This is a genomic window from Flavobacteriales bacterium (assembly GCA_020635855.1).
Classification (GTDB): Bacteria; Bacteroidota; Bacteroidia; order JACJYZ01; family JACJYZ01; genus JACJYZ01.
The window spans coordinates 523,974-539,239 of sequence record JACJYZ010000003.1; the positions used below are offsets into that span (position 1 = coordinate 523,974).

General features: G+C 50.4%; 14 protein-coding genes. 4 read left to right on the forward strand and 10 right to left on the reverse strand.

The window, feature by feature from the left end:
- The first annotated feature begins 18 nt into the window (after positions 1–18).
- Positions 19–1,200: an MFS transporter gene (locus H6585_10570; GenBank protein MCB9448775.1), complete on the forward strand. Its 1,182-nt coding sequence runs from the start codon at positions 19–21 to the stop codon at positions 1,198–1,200.
- Here the strand turns inward: H6585_10570 and rho are convergent, their stop codons facing one another.
- Positions 1,201–2,928 carry a transcription termination factor Rho gene (gene rho / locus H6585_10575; protein MCB9448776.1) on the reverse strand — a complete coding sequence of 576 codons (1,728 nt, stop codon included), beginning with the start codon at positions 2,926–2,928 and terminating at the stop codon, positions 1,201–1,203.
- A 251-nt stretch (positions 2,929–3,179) separates the two neighbouring features.
- On the opposite strand from rho, the gene H6585_10580 reads away from it, so the two are divergent.
- Positions 3,180–3,638, forward strand: a complete 459-nt coding sequence (locus H6585_10580; GenBank protein MCB9448777.1) for a DUF4293 domain-containing protein — start codon at positions 3,180–3,182, stop codon at positions 3,636–3,638.
- Here the strand turns inward: H6585_10580 and H6585_10585 are convergent.
- From H6585_10585 to H6585_10625, 9 genes are read right to left on the reverse strand one after another with little or no spacing between them, the layout of a single operon-like run.
- Entirely contained in the window at positions 3,630–4,133 is a 504-nt protein-coding gene (locus H6585_10585; protein ID MCB9448778.1) for a metallophosphoesterase family protein, read from the reverse strand. The two genes, H6585_10580 and H6585_10585, sit on opposite strands and share 9 nt — an antisense overlap.
- Before the next feature lie 3 nt (positions 4,134–4,136).
- Positions 4,137–4,895, reverse strand: a complete 759-nt coding sequence (locus H6585_10590; GenBank protein ID MCB9448779.1) for a tetratricopeptide repeat protein — start codon at positions 4,893–4,895, stop codon at positions 4,137–4,139.
- Positions 4,892–6,691 carry a protein BatD gene (locus tag H6585_10595; protein ID MCB9448780.1) on the reverse strand — a complete coding sequence of 600 codons (1,800 nt, stop codon included), beginning with the start codon at positions 6,689–6,691 and terminating at the stop codon, positions 4,892–4,894. The genes H6585_10590 and H6585_10595 overlap by 4 nt, the downstream gene beginning before the upstream one ends.
- Before the next feature lie 7 nt (positions 6,692–6,698).
- Positions 6,699–7,532 carry a tetratricopeptide repeat protein gene (locus H6585_10600; GenBank protein MCB9448781.1) on the reverse strand — a complete coding sequence of 278 codons (834 nt, stop codon included), beginning with the start codon at positions 7,530–7,532 and terminating at the stop codon, positions 6,699–6,701.
- Positions 7,532–8,554, reverse strand: coding sequence for a VWA domain-containing protein (locus H6585_10605; protein ID MCB9448782.1), 1,023 nt, complete (start codon positions 8,552–8,554; stop codon positions 7,532–7,534). Before H6585_10605 ends, H6585_10600 begins: the two co-directional genes overlap by 1 nt.
- A gap of 2 nt (positions 8,555–8,556) precedes the next feature.
- The gene (locus tag H6585_10610; protein ID MCB9448783.1) at positions 8,557–9,555 is read right to left on the reverse strand and encodes a VWA domain-containing protein; all 999 of its coding nucleotides are present in this window, start codon (positions 9,553–9,555) and stop codon (positions 8,557–8,559) included.
- Positions 9,542–10,531, reverse strand: coding sequence for a hypothetical protein (locus tag H6585_10615; protein ID MCB9448784.1), 990 nt, complete (start codon positions 10,529–10,531; stop codon positions 9,542–9,544). Before H6585_10615 ends, H6585_10610 begins: the two co-directional genes overlap by 14 nt.
- The gene (locus tag H6585_10620) at positions 10,528–11,403 is read right to left on the reverse strand and encodes a DUF58 domain-containing protein (GenBank protein MCB9448785.1); all 876 of its coding nucleotides are present in this window, start codon (positions 11,401–11,403) and stop codon (positions 10,528–10,530) included. Before H6585_10620 ends, H6585_10615 begins: the two co-directional genes overlap by 4 nt.
- A 32-nt stretch (positions 11,404–11,435) precedes the next feature.
- The gene (locus H6585_10625) at positions 11,436–12,470 is read right to left on the reverse strand and encodes a MoxR family ATPase (GenBank protein ID MCB9448786.1); all 1,035 of its coding nucleotides are present in this window, start codon (positions 12,468–12,470) and stop codon (positions 11,436–11,438) included.
- Between the two features lie 136 nt (positions 12,471–12,606).
- Here H6585_10625 and truA point away from each other — a divergent pair, with 136 nt between their 5' ends.
- A complete protein-coding gene (gene truA, locus H6585_10630) occupies positions 12,607–13,407 on the forward strand; it encodes a tRNA pseudouridine(38-40) synthase TruA (protein MCB9448787.1) in 801 nt (266 codons plus the stop codon).
- Positions 13,404–15,164, forward strand: coding sequence for an ABC transporter ATP-binding protein (locus tag H6585_10635; GenBank protein MCB9448788.1), 1,761 nt, complete (start codon positions 13,404–13,406; stop codon positions 15,162–15,164). The genes truA and H6585_10635 overlap by 4 nt, the downstream gene beginning before the upstream one ends.
- Positions 15,165–15,266: the final 102 nt, after the last annotated feature.

Consider the following 15,266-nt stretch of genomic DNA (forward strand, 5'->3'; position numbering starts at 1 on the left):
CTTTGTTATTTTTGCCTCATGGCGGATGTGCAGTCCAATATCTGGAAGCTATACGTATTGAAAATCTCGCGCTGGTTCATGATGTTCATGCCGGTGTTCATGTTGTTTTACAACGACCTCGGACTTGAACTGCGTCAGATTACCTTGTTACAATCCACCTATTACTTAACCATCGCGGTATTTGAAATTCCCTCCGGGTATTTGTCGGATGTATATGGCAGAAGGAATACGCTGCTGCTCGGAACCATCGCCACTGCCATCGGTTTCGGCATGTATGCCTTTGAGTCGTCATTTACTTGGTTCATGGTGGCGGAAATTCTGCTTGGCGTCGGCATGAGCTTCGTCTCGGGTACGGATTCCGCATTGTTATTTGAAACATTGAAAGCCGGGGGAAAAGAGTCGCAATACATTCACCATGAAGGCAGGGTGGTGGCCATCGGAAATTTTGCGGAAGGCATGGCTGGTATCCTGGGAGGTTTATTGGCTGGTTGGAGCCTCCGTTATCCATATATCGGTCAGTGTGTGATTTCGTTGCTGGCGGTACCGGTGGCCGCAAGTCTGAAAGAAATACCGAGCCACATCAATCGCAAGTCGCAACCGGTCGGTGCCATACTCAAATACCTTCGCTATGAAGCCAAAGACCTGACCGGCATGATCTTGTTCTCTTCGGTACTGGGAGCCGCTACTTTGCTGATGGCAAAGATTTTTCTTCAGCCCACATTCCGTGAGCTGAACATGCCTGTATTCTGGTTCGGTGTGGCATGGACCGCACTTCAGTTTCTGGTAGGGATCTCGGCCTATTTTTCTTCAAGGGCTGATCGCCGGTTCGGGCGACGGAACATGGTATGGACCATGTGGCTGCTGATCGCTGCGGGGTTCTGGCTGGTAGCGGCGGTACCCGGGTATGCTGTGCTTTGTGTGCTTGCTTTGTTTTACCTGGTGCGCGGATTGGCAACACCCTTGTTGCGAAGCTACATCAACCTGCTTACGCCTGATCACATGCGGGCCACCATTCTGTCAATCCGTAGTTTCGTCATCCGGTGCATGGCGGCGGTTGTTTCCCCTTTGCTCGGATGGATGGCCGATGTGTATACCCTCAGGTATGCACTTATCCTGGCAGGCATCATGTTCCTGCTGATGGGAGGTATTACCCTGTTGATGTTGATTCGCCTTCGCGCCTTTGACCGTCTGACTTCCTGACTATCCGTTCATGGAAACCAGGAACTCTTCGTTGGTCTTGGTGTGACGCATTCTGTCGAGCAGGAACTCCATTGCTTCCACGGAATTCATATCGGCAAGGTGGTTACGCAGTACCCAGATACGTGGCAAAGCTTCTTTCTCAAGCAGCAAATCTTCGCGACGTGTGCTGGAAGTAACGATGTCAATAGCCGGGTAGATCCGCTTGTTGGAAATCTTGCGGTCGAGTTGAAGTTCCATGTTACCCGTGCCTTTGAATTCTTCGAAGATCACATCATCCATCTTGGATCCTGTTTCTGTAAGGGCCGTAGCCAGGATGGTGAGTGAACCGCCGTTCTCAATCTTACGGGCTGCACCGAAGAAACGCTTGGGTTTGTGGAGTGCGTTGGCGTCCACACCACCGGACAGGACCTTGCCAGAGGCCGGGGATACGGTGTTGTATGCACGTGCCAGGCGTGTGATCGAGTCGAGCAGGATCACCACATCGTGTCCGCATTCCACCATGCGTTTGGCTTTCTCAAGCACGATGTTGGCGACTTTTACGTGGCGTTCTGCAGGTTCGTCGAAGGTAGAGGAGATGACCTCGGCACGTACGCTTCTGGCCATATCGGTTACTTCTTCCGGACGTTCATCGATAAGGAGCACCAACAGGTATACTTCCGGATGATTTTCTGCGATGGCGTTGGCTACGTCTTTCAGCAATGTGGTCTTACCCGTTTTGGGTTGTGCCACGATGAGTCCGCGCTGACCTTTTCCGATGGGTGTGAACAGATCCATGACACGGGTGGAAAGGTTGCTTTTCCTGTGGCCGGTCAACTGGAGTTTCTCAAACGGGAACAACGGTGTGAGGTGGTCGAAGGGAACGCGATCGCGCACGTAGTCGGGTTCGCGGCCATTGATCTTTTCAACCTTGATCAGGGGGAAATACTTTTCACCTTCTTTGGGCGGGCGGATGCTGCCGCGAACGGTGTCACCGGTTTTCAGTCCGAACAGTTTGATCTGCGACTGTGATACGTAAATGTCATCCGGTGAAGTAAGGTAGTTGTAGTCGGAAGAGCGGAGGAAGCCATAGCCATCGGGCATGATTTCCAATACGCCTTCGCTGACAATGATGCCGTCGAAATCAAACAGGTCTTCGGGGGCCTGTTTTTTCTCGTGGCGTTGTTGCGGTTTTTGTTGCTGGAAATTCTTGGAACGATCCTGTTGGTTCTGCTGGTTCTGCGGATTTTGCTGCTGCTGATGTTGATGATTTTGCTGCTGCTGCTGCTGCTGCTGCTGCTGCTGCTGCTGCGGATTCTGGTTGGATCTTTCCTGGTGATTTTGTTGAGGAGCAGGAGCTGTTTTGGTATCCTGATCGGGTTTTCGGTTTTCCTGTCTGGCCACGCTGGGATCGCTGCTGGCGATGGGTTGGCGGTGTTTGGAATCCGGTGCGTTTTTTCTTGGTTCTTCAGAGGGTGTAGCGGATGCGCTGGATTGTTCGGGTTTGAACATGTCTGCCTGTACCGGCTCGGGAGCTTTTGCAGGTGTTTCCGCCGATGGCTTCGCGCTTTCTTTTTCTTCCTTCATGGATGAACTGGCGTTGGTTTTAGGAGGGGCTATGGCTTGTTGGTCAAGAATCTTATATATCAACTCCTGTTTGCGGAGGGCATTATAATCGGATATGTTGAGGGATTTGGCAATCTCTTTAAGTTCGGGGACCAACTTTTCGTTCAGGTCAAGGATACTGTACATGCCTTGGGAAATTTAAATAGAAATGGGAATGATTTTACAATATGAATAAAGCGTTCAAATATGTTGGGCGCTTAAAAAAACAATCTCGCAGTTCAAGCTTCGGATTTGGATTTAATTAGAAGTCATCTGCTGATTTTCCCGCCGGAGAAAACTCTAAATCGTTCGGGAAACGAGTAAAGACGTGCAATATTACAAATAAATCGTGGAATTCAAGAAGGCGTTCGAAAAAAATTATCAATTTCGCCACAGATATGATACAGAGAATTCAAACCATCTACCTGTTGTTGGCCGTGGCCTTCATCATGGCCCTCTTCTATTTTCCACTGGGAAAAATGGCCGGTGACACGGGCGAAGCATCCTATTTTATTTATGGTCTGATGGAAGGACTGGAGGGGAAAGTCACACTTCTCACGCCGTTTCCTTTCGGTTTATGGATCGTATTCGTACTGATTTCATTCGCTACTGTGCTGTTTTACAAGAATCGCCCCAGGCAGATCTTCCTGTGCAGGTTGCTATGGATGCTGGTGGCTGTGGGTCAGGGTGTGATCTTTTTTTATGGATACAGGCTGGCCGGACTTTTTCCGGATCGCTCCTTCAAGATTTCACCGGTGGCATTTCTGCCGTTGGTTTCCATGTTGTTTGTTGTACTTGCCCTGCGACGCATCCATAAGGATGAGGAACTCGTGCGGGCCGCCGATCGTTTACGCTAGGCCTTTTCTGGGCCATTCCACGATACTAAGGTCCTTGACCTTGCCCTGGTCTATCTCCATCCGGATGGCAGTTACTACCCTGTGAATGCCGTGGTTTCCGGCTGCGCCCGGGTTGATATGCAGGAGATCGTGTGCTTTGTCGTAAATCACCTTTAAAATATGAGAATGCCCGCAGATGAATATTCCGGGGCGGTGGTTCATGAACTGTGCCAGCACCCTTTTTTCATATTTTCCAGGATACCCGCCGATGTGCGTGATCCATACCTCCAACCCCTCACACACAAAATGCTGATCCAGCGGACACATTTTCCTCACCTCGGTGCCATCGATGTTGCCATATACGGCCCGTACCGGCTTCATGTCTTCCAATGCATGAAGCACCGCAGCATTTCCGATGTCTCCGGCATGCCATATCTCGTCAGCCCATTCAATGTGTTTCAGCAGCCTCGGGTCAAGGAAGCCATGTGTGTCTGAGATCAGGAGGATTTTTTTCAAGCGTCAGATGATTTCAAGTGCATCTGCCGGCAACCAACCCTCGTTGCCATTGGCCAGGCGGATGTTCAACCAATCGTTGTTTCTGCTGATGATGTTGCACTTGGTTCCTTCGTGCAATTCGAAAAGCATCTTGCCTGATTCGGTCGGTTCACTTTTGGCGGTCACACTGGTTTGCATGATGATCGCACCCCGGCCGTTTATCTGTTCGTTGTTCTGCCTGGATGCCATGATGAAGGAAAGGACACCTACGCATACCATCAGCACCAACCCATAAAACAGGGGTGCTGTTTTCCTGCGACCCCTCAGCCAGATATAAAAGGCAAGTACAAGGCAGGCCAGCCACATGCATAAGGCGGTCAATCGCGCCCAACCATCTGCGCTAAAAATATACGTGGTGTCTTTGATCCACCCCTGGAAGAAAACCTGCGGAAGCGGTTCGATCCGGTCTACTGTGTGTTCATTGGCGAGTTCCAGGTTGTAACCGGCATCTTCCAGTTTTGGGTCGATTTTCAGCGCGCGTTCGTAGTGCAGGATCGCCCGTGGGTATTGGCCGGCTTTATAATAGGCATTGCCCAGGTTGTATTCCAGGGACGCTGATGTATATCCGCCGGACAGAACCTGTTCATAATGTTTGATTGCGTCGTCGTACCTGCCTTCCACGTATTTTTGGTTGCCCAGTTCCAGTTGCGATTGTGAAGCATCCTGGGCCCATACACCACCGGTCATGAGCAACACGCAGATGTATATCAGGAATTGTCTCATTTCATTTCCTCCTCGATCTTTCGAATGACATTGATGGCGGAAGAAAAATCGTCCTGCATTTCATGGCTGCTGCCGGGAGGTGCATAGCGGGCGAACTCACATTGGTGAATCAGTGCGATCAGGTTTCCTGTTGTTTCATTGCTCACTCCCGATTTTTGCAAGGCTGTCGTAGCATTTTCCTTGTTCAAGTCAGCCATGGCGATATGCAGGCGGTGCCCTGTGTAATTCCAGAGGGTTCGCAATACTTCTTCATAATAGGCATCCCGGTTATTTTCCTTCAGCAGCTGAGCTGCTTTCGAAAGGCGGGTGCGTGCCACCTTTTCTGCTTTTTTGCTGCGGTTGCCTGCCACATCCCTCAGTGCTTCCTGCTTTTTTCTGCGTTGCCAGGCAGCAAGAAAAACAAATAAAAGCGGCAGGATCATTAGTATGGTGAAAGCCGTTGAGCCGAAGAATGTTTTGCCTTTTCGCGTGAGGTCGGAAACCCCGTTATGAATGAATCGGATGTCTTGCCCAACGATTTGCACATCTTCTTTTCCAGGAACAAAAGTACTGCCATCCGATTCGCCGTTCCCTTTTTCAACCTCCACCGAATATTCTTCGGACGAAAGGGTGACATACGTGGCCCGGTTGGGGTTAAAGTAATCAAAGGAGAAGGAAGGAATGGTGTATGTGCCTCCGTGCCGGGGAATGAGTACGTATTCAAAGGTGATTTTACCGGATACCCCCGATTCGTTCACCTGGATGTTTTGGGAGATCTTGGGGTCATAGACTTCGAAGTCGGTCGGAAAGTCGATTTCAGGTGCATCAATGATCTTCAGGTTGCCTTTTCCGCTGATGGTTACCTTCAGCGTCAGGGCTTCGTTGGCCTTGAGGGAGGTTTTGTCTACCTCCGTTTTCATCTGGTAATCGCCTACCGCTCCTTTGAAGTGATCAGGTTTCCCATCTTCCGGCAAAGGTTTCACTTGAATCGTAATGGGATCGCTTTTAACCTTAACAACTGTGTTCTTGTATCCACCCCCAAAGAATTGGTCAAAGAAATCCCGTGACCTACGTGTTTGTTCACGTACCACGCATTCAACTTCCATAGGCTGGATCTTGAGCTTGCCGGATTTTTGCGGAAACAGCACTTGTTTGCGCAGGTCAGCGGTTTGGTAGTTGGCCCCGTTGTAGTTTTCGTTCCTGAGGGTGATGGGGCCTTTTTGCTCGATGTCATAGGACATGAATCCTTCCAGCTCAGGAGGCCGGAAATCACGGAGGTCAGCCAGTTGTTGGCGGCTTTGCAAGATTTGGGTGAGCAGGAGTTCCTGTCCCTGGTATACTTCGGACGGACTTGCTTTCAGGCGGGCCAGCGTCATGCCCTGGTTTGAGCTTTCGCCGCCATCCTGTTCGGAGTTCTGTTGTTCGCCGGATCCGTCGTTCGTTACTTCAATGGTGAGTTCACCTGTATTGTATTCCTGACCATCCACCGTTACACTGGCCGGAGGAATTTTTACGGAACCCGCCTTGAGGGCACGCATGTCAATGGAGTAGGAAATGGATTGGGAATAATCACCGTTGATGATGCGTGTGCTGACCTGTTGGTTGGGACCGGAAAGAATTTGCACATTCTGGATGGATGGAAGTCGGAAATTCTTGCCGTTTCCGTTGGCCAGGGAAAAGGTGATACGGAATGGCTGGCCTACGCCCACTTTGCGGTGACTGGTGGATGCGGTGAAGTTGACCTGTGCCTGCAAACCCGTTGCAAATAAAAGCAAACCGGTTGCAATGGCAAATAAGATATGTCGACTTCGGTGCATATGCGATCTACCAATCTTTGTCAATAACCACTACGCGTGCTTTCTGGTTCTTTTGTTTCTCTTTCTGTAAGGCGTTCTCATCTTTTTGCAGCGCATCCAGAATACGTTGGGCGTCCGCCTTTGATATTTTTCCTTCCTTTCCCTGACCCTGCTGCGCCTTTTGCTGATTTTCCTTGTCTTTCTGATTTTCCTTGCCGTCCTGATCTCCTTGCTGAGGGTCCTTTTTGTCTTTGTCGTTCTTCTGTCCGTCCTTGTCCTGCTTATCTTTTTGATCCTGTTTGTCCTGTTGATTTTGTTGATCCTGCTTGTCTTTTTGGTCTTGCTTGTCCTGGTCTTGCTTGTCCTTTTGATCCTGTTTGTTGTCCTGATCTTTGTTGTCGTTTTTTTGCTGCTGTTGCTCTTGCTCCTTTTTTAGCATAGCCTGTGCATATGCCAGGTTGTATTTGGTATCCGGGTCGTTCGGGTTTGACAACAAGGCCTGTTTGTACGCCTGAATGCTTTCCTTCCATTTCTTTTGTTGCATCAGCGCATTGCCTGCATTGTGGAAACATTGCGCGCGTTCTGAGGGGTTCAGTCCTGATTCCTGGGCAAGGGATTGAAAGCCGGAGGCGGCTTCATCGAACTTCTTCTGGTTGTACAGTACATCGGCTTCATTGAAGCGTGCGGCAGCTGACACAGGGTTTTTCTCCCTCGCTTTCTTATAAGCATCAGCTGCCATGTCGTAATTCTGTTCTTTGTAGTATTTGTTCCCCTCGCGGATGTACTTTCGTTCTTCCTGGGCATGTGCGGTCCAGGCCAGCAAGGTCAGCAGACCCAGAGACAGGATATGTCTGTACCACATCATATTTTTAATTTTTGGGCCCATTTGCCTTTTCTCTCAGGAATAAGGGATTCCAAAGTTAGCAACAATAAAGCGGCGGCAATGAAGTAGTGGAAATGGTCTTCGTAGTCGCTGAAAACCTTGGAGTCCATATCGGTTTTATCCATTTTGTCAAGCTGCTTTCTTAATGCTTGAACAGCGGTTTGACTGTGGCTTGTGGGGAAGTAGGCGCCATCGCCGGCATCTGCAATTTCTTTCAGCATGGCCGGGTCCAGTTTGGTTACGATTGTATTGCCTTCCCTGTCTTTCTGGAATCCGGCTTTGCTGCCATTCTGATAAATCGGGATGGGGCCACCTTTGGGAGATCCCATGCCCATGGTGTGTACGATAATACCGGCAGCTGCAGCTTCTTTGGCAGCGGTGATGGCATCATCTTCATGGTTCTCCCCATCGGTAATCACCAGGATCACTTTCGACTTGGCACCGGATTCGTCGAAGGCTTTCATGGATGTACGGATGGCTTCACCGATGGCCGTACCCTGCGTGGGTATGATATCGGTATTGATGTTCCCGAGGTACATCTTGGCAGCGGCATAGTCGGTTGTGATGGGCAATTGCATGTAGGCGCTTCCTCCGAATACAACGATGCCGATGCGGTCACCATGCAGGTTGTCTACCAACCGGGAAATGATTTGCCGTGTGCGTTCCAACCGGCTCGGCTTGATGTCTTCGGCTTTCATGCTATTGGAAACATCAATTGCCACCACCAGGTCGATCCCTTTGCGTTTCACCTCTTGTAGTTTTGAACCCAGTTGTGGGTTTGCAAGTCCAACGGCCAGCAATGCCAGGGCCACACAGAAGAGGATGGTTTTGAACCAGGGTCTTGAACCGGAAACACCGGAAGTGATGGCGCCAAGCACCGATTCATCTGCGTACCTTCTCAAGGCCTTCTTGCTGCGTGACGCGGCGATGCCGGCAATGACCAATACCAGTGGAATCAGCCAGAGCGCATGCAGGAATTCGATATGTTCAAAACGGAACATGTCTATGGAATGCTTTTGAGTAAAGATTTACGCAACAGGAAATCCAGCATGAGCAGCGTCAGGCCGATCAGGGCGAATGGCAGGAATTCTTCTCCTTTTCTGCTGAATTCCGTTACCTGTATTTTTGATTTTTCAAGCTTGTCTATTTGTTGATAGATGCTTCGGAGTTTGTTGTTGTCGGTTGCCCTGAAATACTGACCACCGGTTAAGCTGGAAATCTGGTTAAGAACCGCTTCGTCAATGTCAACCTTCATGTAGTCATAGGTGTACTTTCCGTTGGGTAGCTTGCCTGTAGGACTCAAAGCTACGCCTTCGGATCCTACACCGATGGTATATACCCGAATGCCCATGGTTTCCGCCAGTTCTGCAGCCGTAGCCGGTGCAATGCTGCCCTGGTTGTTCACGCCATCCGTTAGTAGTATGACTACCTTGCTTTTTGCATCGCTGAAACGAAGCCGGTTCACGGCATTGGCCAGTCCCATTCCGATGGCCGTTCCATCTTCAAGCATTCCGACCTTGATGGAAGCGAACAGGTTTTTCAATACGGCATGATCTGTAGTAAGCGGGCACTGGGTAAAGCTTTCTCTGGCAAACACCACCAGGCCGATGCGGTCTCCAGGGCGGTTTTCAATAAACTCGGAAGCCATCTTTTTTGCTGCTTCCAGGCGGTTCGGTTCAAAATCGCGGGCCAGCATGCTGCTGGAAATGTCAACCGCCATGATGATATCAATTCCGTCAGTGGTCACGTTTTGCCAGCTGAGGTCCGACTGAGGTCTGGCAAGGGCCACAATGAGCAATGCCATGGCAAGTAATCTAAGAATGAAGGGCAAGTGAAATATGCGGGAACGGAATGAGGGTTTGATCTTTTCCAGTTCGGAGAGGGTAGAGATAGACGCGACGGGCATTTTCCTGGAGCTCCATCGAAAATGATAAATCGCCAGAACCAGCAAGAGAGCCAGCAGGGAGAATACCCACGGATATGCGAATTCAATTCCCTTCATGGCCATCCGTTTCGTTTGCAGATTCACGTTCCTGGTCCTCCAGGGGTGTGGCGGTTGCCTGCACAAATTCCACCGCGAGTCTCAGGTTTACTTCATGTTCGGATGCCAGCGGTTGTGCTTTGGCAAACTTAACCATATCGGCCAGGGTGAACAGGGGGCGCAGGTGTTTTTGAAGCAGGCCGGCATCCACACGGCTACGCATGGCGGTCAGCACTTCATTGCTGGTCATTTCCATGGCGGAGATGCCGAATTGCCTTTCTATGTATTCGCGAAGAATATCGGTGAGGCGTGTGTGATAGGTCTTGATATCGCCTTGTTGCCAAAGTTTCTCCTCTTCCAGCGCTCGCAAGGCAAGCAATGCTTCTTCATGCGGAGGTAATTGCACAACCGGTTCGGTGTTTTCCACTTGTTTCTTTTTCTCACGGAAGATGAAGTACCACAAAAAGAACAACAGGGCGAAAACGACCAATGCCACAATGAGGATGAGGGTTTTCATCTCCTGCCATGTAAGTGGCGCATCCATCGGCTCCTTGATGTTTCTGATCGCCTGGGTGGTGTCAACTTGTACCGTTATTACATCCAGGTTCAGAGCACCCGTTGATGAAGTAATTGATGTGTCTTTCGCATCGCGGAACAGGAAAGATGGAATGGTGTAGTGGCCGGAGTCGAAGGAAGTGATGAGGTAAGGTTTGGTAAGAAGCGTAACCTTGGTGTCAGGATTAACCACGGTATCAATCTTGCTTTCACCGATGATCAACAACCCGTTTGTGAGTGTGTCTGAAAGTTGAGGCCAGATGACGGATGTGCGTGGATTCGTTTGCACCATCAGTTTGAATACCGTCTGGTCACCGATGGTCAGCAAATTGGTGTCCAACCCCGCCCTTGCCTCCATTTGCTGCGATCGTGCAGGTACAAAAGCCATGAGCAAAATGCAGAAGAGCAGCCGGAATTTATGGAATACAGCACCCTTCGTCATGCCCTTGCCTCCCTGCTTTTAAAGAAATTCATAAGGTAGCGGATGTAGGACTCATCGGTGCGTATTTTCAAATGATCCACCCCCGAGCGCAGAAAGGTTTCTTTCAGAACCGCTTCTTTCTGGCGCCCTGCAGCGAAGTAGGCACGCCGAACATGTGCTGCGTTGCTATCGACCACCATTTGTTTTCCCGTTTCCGGATCACGCAGTCGGATCAGGCCCACCGAAGGCAACTCGAGATCACGTTGATCATACAACTGGATGGCCACCACGTCATGTTTTTTGTTGGCGATGCGCAGGGCCTGTTCAAAACCGGCATCCATGAAGTCGGAAATCACGAAGGCGATGGATCTTTTTTTGATCACATTGGTGAGGTGGCGAAGTGCGCAACTGATATCGGTTTGCGATCTTTCCGGTTCAAAGTTGATCATCTCCCGTATGATATGCAGAATATGGCTTCGGCCTTTTTTCGGGGGGATGAATTTTTCGATGCGGTCACTGAAGAAGATCACCCCGATCTTGTCGTTGTTCTGCATGGCGGAGAAGGCAAGGATGGCTGCCAGTTCTGTGGCCATGTCCCGTTTCAGCCGGAGAGAAGAACCGAAGTTTTCAGATCCGCTCACATCCACCAGCAGCATCATGGTGAGTTCGCGTTCTTCTTCGAAAATCTTTACGTAGGGGTGGTTGAACCTCGCCGTCACATTCCAGTCGATGGCACGGATGTCATCCCCCGGTTGGTATTCGCGCACCTCGGAGAAAGCCATGCCCCTGCCTTTGAAGGCGCTGTGGTATTCGCCGGAGAAGATCTGGTTGGATAGCCCCCGGGTTTTAATCTCCACCTTCCGAACTTTTTTGATGAGTTCTTTCGTGTCCATGATGTCAGGGCTTGATTTGTTCCGGGGTCACATCAGGGAACCTCCACCGTATTAAGAATGTCAGTAATGATGTCTTCCGTGGTGATGTTTTCCGCTTCGGCCTCATAGGTCAGACCGATGCGATGGCGCATGACGTCCGGGCACACCGCACGCACATCTTCCGGAATCACATACCCCCGGCGTTTGATGAATGCGTAAGCCTTGGCAGCCATGGCCAGGTTGATGCTGGCCCGGGGTGACGCCCCGTAGTTGATCAGGGGCGCGAAGCGTTCCAGGTTGTATTCTTTGGGGTTCCTGGTGGCGAACACAATGTCGAGGATATAGTTCTCGATCTTTTCATCCATGTACACTTCCTTCACCACTTCCCTGGCCTTGAGAATGGACTCGGGGCTGACTACCGGTGTTGTGGAAGGTTTCACATGGGAAAGGTTCTGGCGAATGATTTTTCTTTCTTCTTCCTTGGCCGGGTACCGAATGATGATCTTCAGCATGAACCTGTCAACCTGCGCTTCCGGAAGGGGGTAAGTACCTTCCTGTTCGATCGGGTTCTGCGTCGCAAGCACCAGGAAGGGTTCCGGCAACGGATAGGTTTGATCGCCGATGGTCACCTGGTGTTCCTGCATGGCTTCCAGCAATGCGCTTTGCACTTTGGCAGGGGCACGGTTGATCTCATCTGCCAGGATCAGGTTGGCGAAGATGGGACCTTTTCGCGGAATGAACTCTTCCTTTTTCTGGTTGTAGATCATCGTGCCCAGCAGGTCGGCCGGCAGCAGGTCAGGTGTGAACTGGATGCGGCTGAAGTCGGCATGGATGGATGATGCAAGCGATTTGATGGCAAGGGTTTTGGCCAGACCGGGTACGCCTTCAAGCAGGACGTGTCCGTTGGATAGAAGTCCGATCAGCAGTCGCTCGACCATGTACTTCTGTCCGACAATCACCTTGTCGAGCTCCATCAGCAGGAGTTCGATAAATGCGCTTTCCTTTTCGATTTTTTCATTGAGGGCCCGAATGTCGGTACCCCCTTGTTGTGATGGCTCGGCTGCCGTCATGTGTGATGCTTCTTCCATGATTTACCGGATTTGGAGGTTAGCAAAAGTATAAAATGATGAACACAACATTCAACCCAATCCATGTGCAGTTGCTGTTAAAATTTGTTAAGGCCCAGACGGGTTTTCTATCTTTGCGGTCGCTATGACAGCAGGGATGCGCAGGTATTTTATTCGCTTGGCCTATGACGGCAAGCCCTTTCACGGTTGGCAAAGCCAGGACAATGCGGTCTCCGTTCAGCAATTACTTGAGGAACGGTTCTCGGCGGTAACCGGCATACAGGTAGCCATCACAGGATGCGGCCGAACCGATACCGGTGTGCATGCCACGGATTATTTCGCACATGCCGATTTGCCGTCAGCCCTGGCGGATCACCCAGAATTTGTTTTGAGGATGAACGGCTTTCTTCCATCGTCCGTTGTGATCCGCGCCATTTACCCGATGAAACCGGATGCACATGCTCGCTTTGATGCCGTTTCACGTTCTTATGAATACAGGATCGTGCGTGCAAGAGATCCGTTCAGGGTGGGGCGTGCTTGGTATCTGTATGGAGAACTGGATCTGTTCGCCATGGAGCAGGCAGCTGCGATGCTTGTGGGAGAAAAGGACTTTGCCAGTTTCTGTAAAGCGGGCGGAAACCAGAAGTCGACCCGATGTACGGTTACTGCGGCGGTTTGGGAAGAAAATGAAGGTGAATGGGTTTTCCATATATCTGCCAATCGTTTCCTGCGCAACATGGTTAGAGCTGTTGTTGGTAGCCTGGTTGAAGTAGGTCAGGGTAAAATGACCCTGAATGGTTTTGCGGAGATGCTTGACGCGGGAGATCGGTCCCTGGCGGGACAGTCGGCACCGGCTTGCGGACTTTATCTCACGCAGGTGATATATCCATCCGTCCTGTTCGCAGATGACCTGGCCCATGAACCGTTTGTGGAGAAGAAAGCGGAGGTGAAAGTATGAGCGGTGTTTCCGGGAAAATTCTTGATTCAAGCCTGCTGAAAAGAGTGATGGCATTTACCCGGCCTTATCGGAAGGTATTCTGGACGGCCGCGGTAAGTACACTGTTGTTGGGTGTCGTGGGGCCTGCCAGACCCTGGCTTATCCAATATACATTCGATCACTATGTGGTCATGCCCGATCCCATCGGATTGCTTAACATGACCATTGCCATGGTTGCGTTGCTGGTGATGCAGGCCTTGCTGGAGTTTCTTCAGACGTATTCCGCCAACCGGCTGGGGCAAACAGTTGTTCGCGACCTTCGAAAAAAGACTTTCCGTCATTTGTCGGAACTGCGGTTACGCTATTTCGACCGTACGCCGATCGGAACCGTGGTAACACGTGCGGTTTCAGACATGGAGTCCATCGCCGAGATCTTTTCGGACGGATTGCTGGTGATTTTCGGCGATATCATGCAACTGCTGATGATCATAGGTTCGATGGTGTACATGAGTTGGAAACTCACGCTCTTCAGCTTATCCGTTATGCCCATCCTGATCCTCGCCACGTGGATTTTTAAAAACGGAATTCGCTCGGCCTTTCAGGATGTGCGTACCCAGGTGGCCAGGCTAAATGCGTTTGTGCAGGAACATGTTGTAGGAATGAGCGTGGTGCAGATATTCGGGATGGAGGACGAAGAGTACGCTAAATTTCAAACCATCAACAAGGCCCACCGGAAAGCACACATCAAATCAGTCTGGTACTATTCGATTTTCCTGCCGGTGGTGGAAATTCTCTCTGCCATATCCATCGGTGTAATGGTTTGGTGGGGTGCCAAGGAAGCCATCCTTGGTTTGGACAATGGGGTGACACTTGGAAAAATGCTCGCATTCATCTTCTTTATTTATGCGTTGTTCAGGCCCATACGTCAACTGGCGGATAAATTTAATACGCTGCAGATGGGCATGGTGGCGTCAGAGCGTGTTTTTGCGCTGCTGGATATTCAGGATGCCACGGAAGATACCGGGCAACAACACCTGGTAGACCTGAAAGGACAAATTGCATTCCGTGATATTTGGTTTGCTTACAATGATGAAGACTGGATTCTGAAAGGAATATCCTTCGACGTGAAGGCGGGAGAAACACTGGCCATTGTGGGTGCAACCGGCGCAGGAAAAAGTACCATCATTAACATCCTGGGAAGGTATTACGATTATGCCCGCGGTTCCATACGAATTGATGATGCAGACATCCACCAACTGCCATTGGCTGAACTTCGCAAGAACGTGGGTGTGGTGCTACAGGATGTGTTCCTGTTTTCCGATACCATTTATAACAACATCACCCTTTATGACCCAGACATCACCCCGGAAAGGGTGGAGGAAGCGGCGCGTGTGGTGGGAGCCCATGCATTCATTAGCCGGTTGCCGGGAGGATATGATTACAATGTCAGGGAAAGAGGGGGCATGCTGTCTGTGGGGCAACGCCAGTTGATTTCTTTTATCAGGGCGTACGTGCACGACCCCAGGATCCTGGTGCTGGACGAGGCCACATCTTCCGTTGACACCGAATCCGAGGAGTTGATCCAGTATGCCATCTCCAGGCTGACCGAGAACCGGACCTCCATTGTAATTGCCCACCGTCTTGCTACTGTACGACAGGCAGACCAGATCCTTGTGTTGGATCATGGTCAAGTGGTGGAGCGGGGAAGCCATGATGAACTGTTGAGGCACAACGGCGCCTACAAGCGGTTGTATGAGCTTCAGTTCCGTGAAGCCTGATTCAAGCTGGGCTTTGCATTAAGAAAATACCACCATTTGCTATTCTGAAGTCCCGATTCGGTTGGTTTTATTTTACTGTAAAATAATTACTTAGGTTTTTTG

Bases quoted from the DNA above. Each gene is read 5' to 3' on its own strand.
- H6585_10635 (MCB9448788.1), top strand. From the start codon at position 13,404: ATGAGCGGTGTTTCCGGGAAAATTCTTGATTCAAGCCTGCTGAAAAGA.
- rho (MCB9448776.1), bottom strand. From the start codon at position 2,928: ATGTACAGTATCCTTGACCTGAACGAAAAGTTGGTCCCCGAACTTAAA.
- H6585_10610 (MCB9448783.1), bottom strand. From the start codon at position 9,555: ATGAAGGGAATTGAATTCGCATATCCGTGGGTATTCTCCCTGCTGGCT.
- H6585_10620 (MCB9448785.1), bottom strand. From the start codon at position 11,403: ATGGACACGAAAGAACTCATCAAAAAAGTTCGGAAGGTGGAGATTAAA.
- H6585_10615 (MCB9448784.1), bottom strand. From the start codon at position 10,531: ATGACGAAGGGTGCTGTATTCCATAAATTCCGGCTGCTCTTCTGCATT.
- H6585_10570 (MCB9448775.1), top strand. From the start codon at position 19: ATGGCGGATGTGCAGTCCAATATCTGGAAGCTATACGTATTGAAAATC.
- H6585_10580 (MCB9448777.1), top strand. From the start codon at position 3,180: ATGATACAGAGAATTCAAACCATCTACCTGTTGTTGGCCGTGGCCTTC.
- H6585_10600 (MCB9448781.1), bottom strand. From the start codon at position 7,532: ATGTGGTACAGACATATCCTGTCTCTGGGTCTGCTGACCTTGCTGGCC.
- H6585_10605 (MCB9448782.1), bottom strand. From the start codon at position 8,554: ATGTTCCGTTTTGAACATATCGAATTCCTGCATGCGCTCTGGCTGATT.
- H6585_10590 (MCB9448779.1), bottom strand. From the start codon at position 4,895: ATGAGACAATTCCTGATATACATCTGCGTGTTGCTCATGACCGGTGGT.
- H6585_10625 (MCB9448786.1), bottom strand. From the start codon at position 12,470: ATGGAAGAAGCATCACACATGACGGCAGCCGAGCCATCACAACAAGGG.
- H6585_10595 (MCB9448780.1), bottom strand. From the start codon at position 6,691: ATGCACCGAAGTCGACATATCTTATTTGCCATTGCAACCGGTTTGCTT.
- truA (MCB9448787.1), top strand. From the start codon at position 12,607: ATGCGCAGGTATTTTATTCGCTTGGCCTATGACGGCAAGCCCTTTCAC.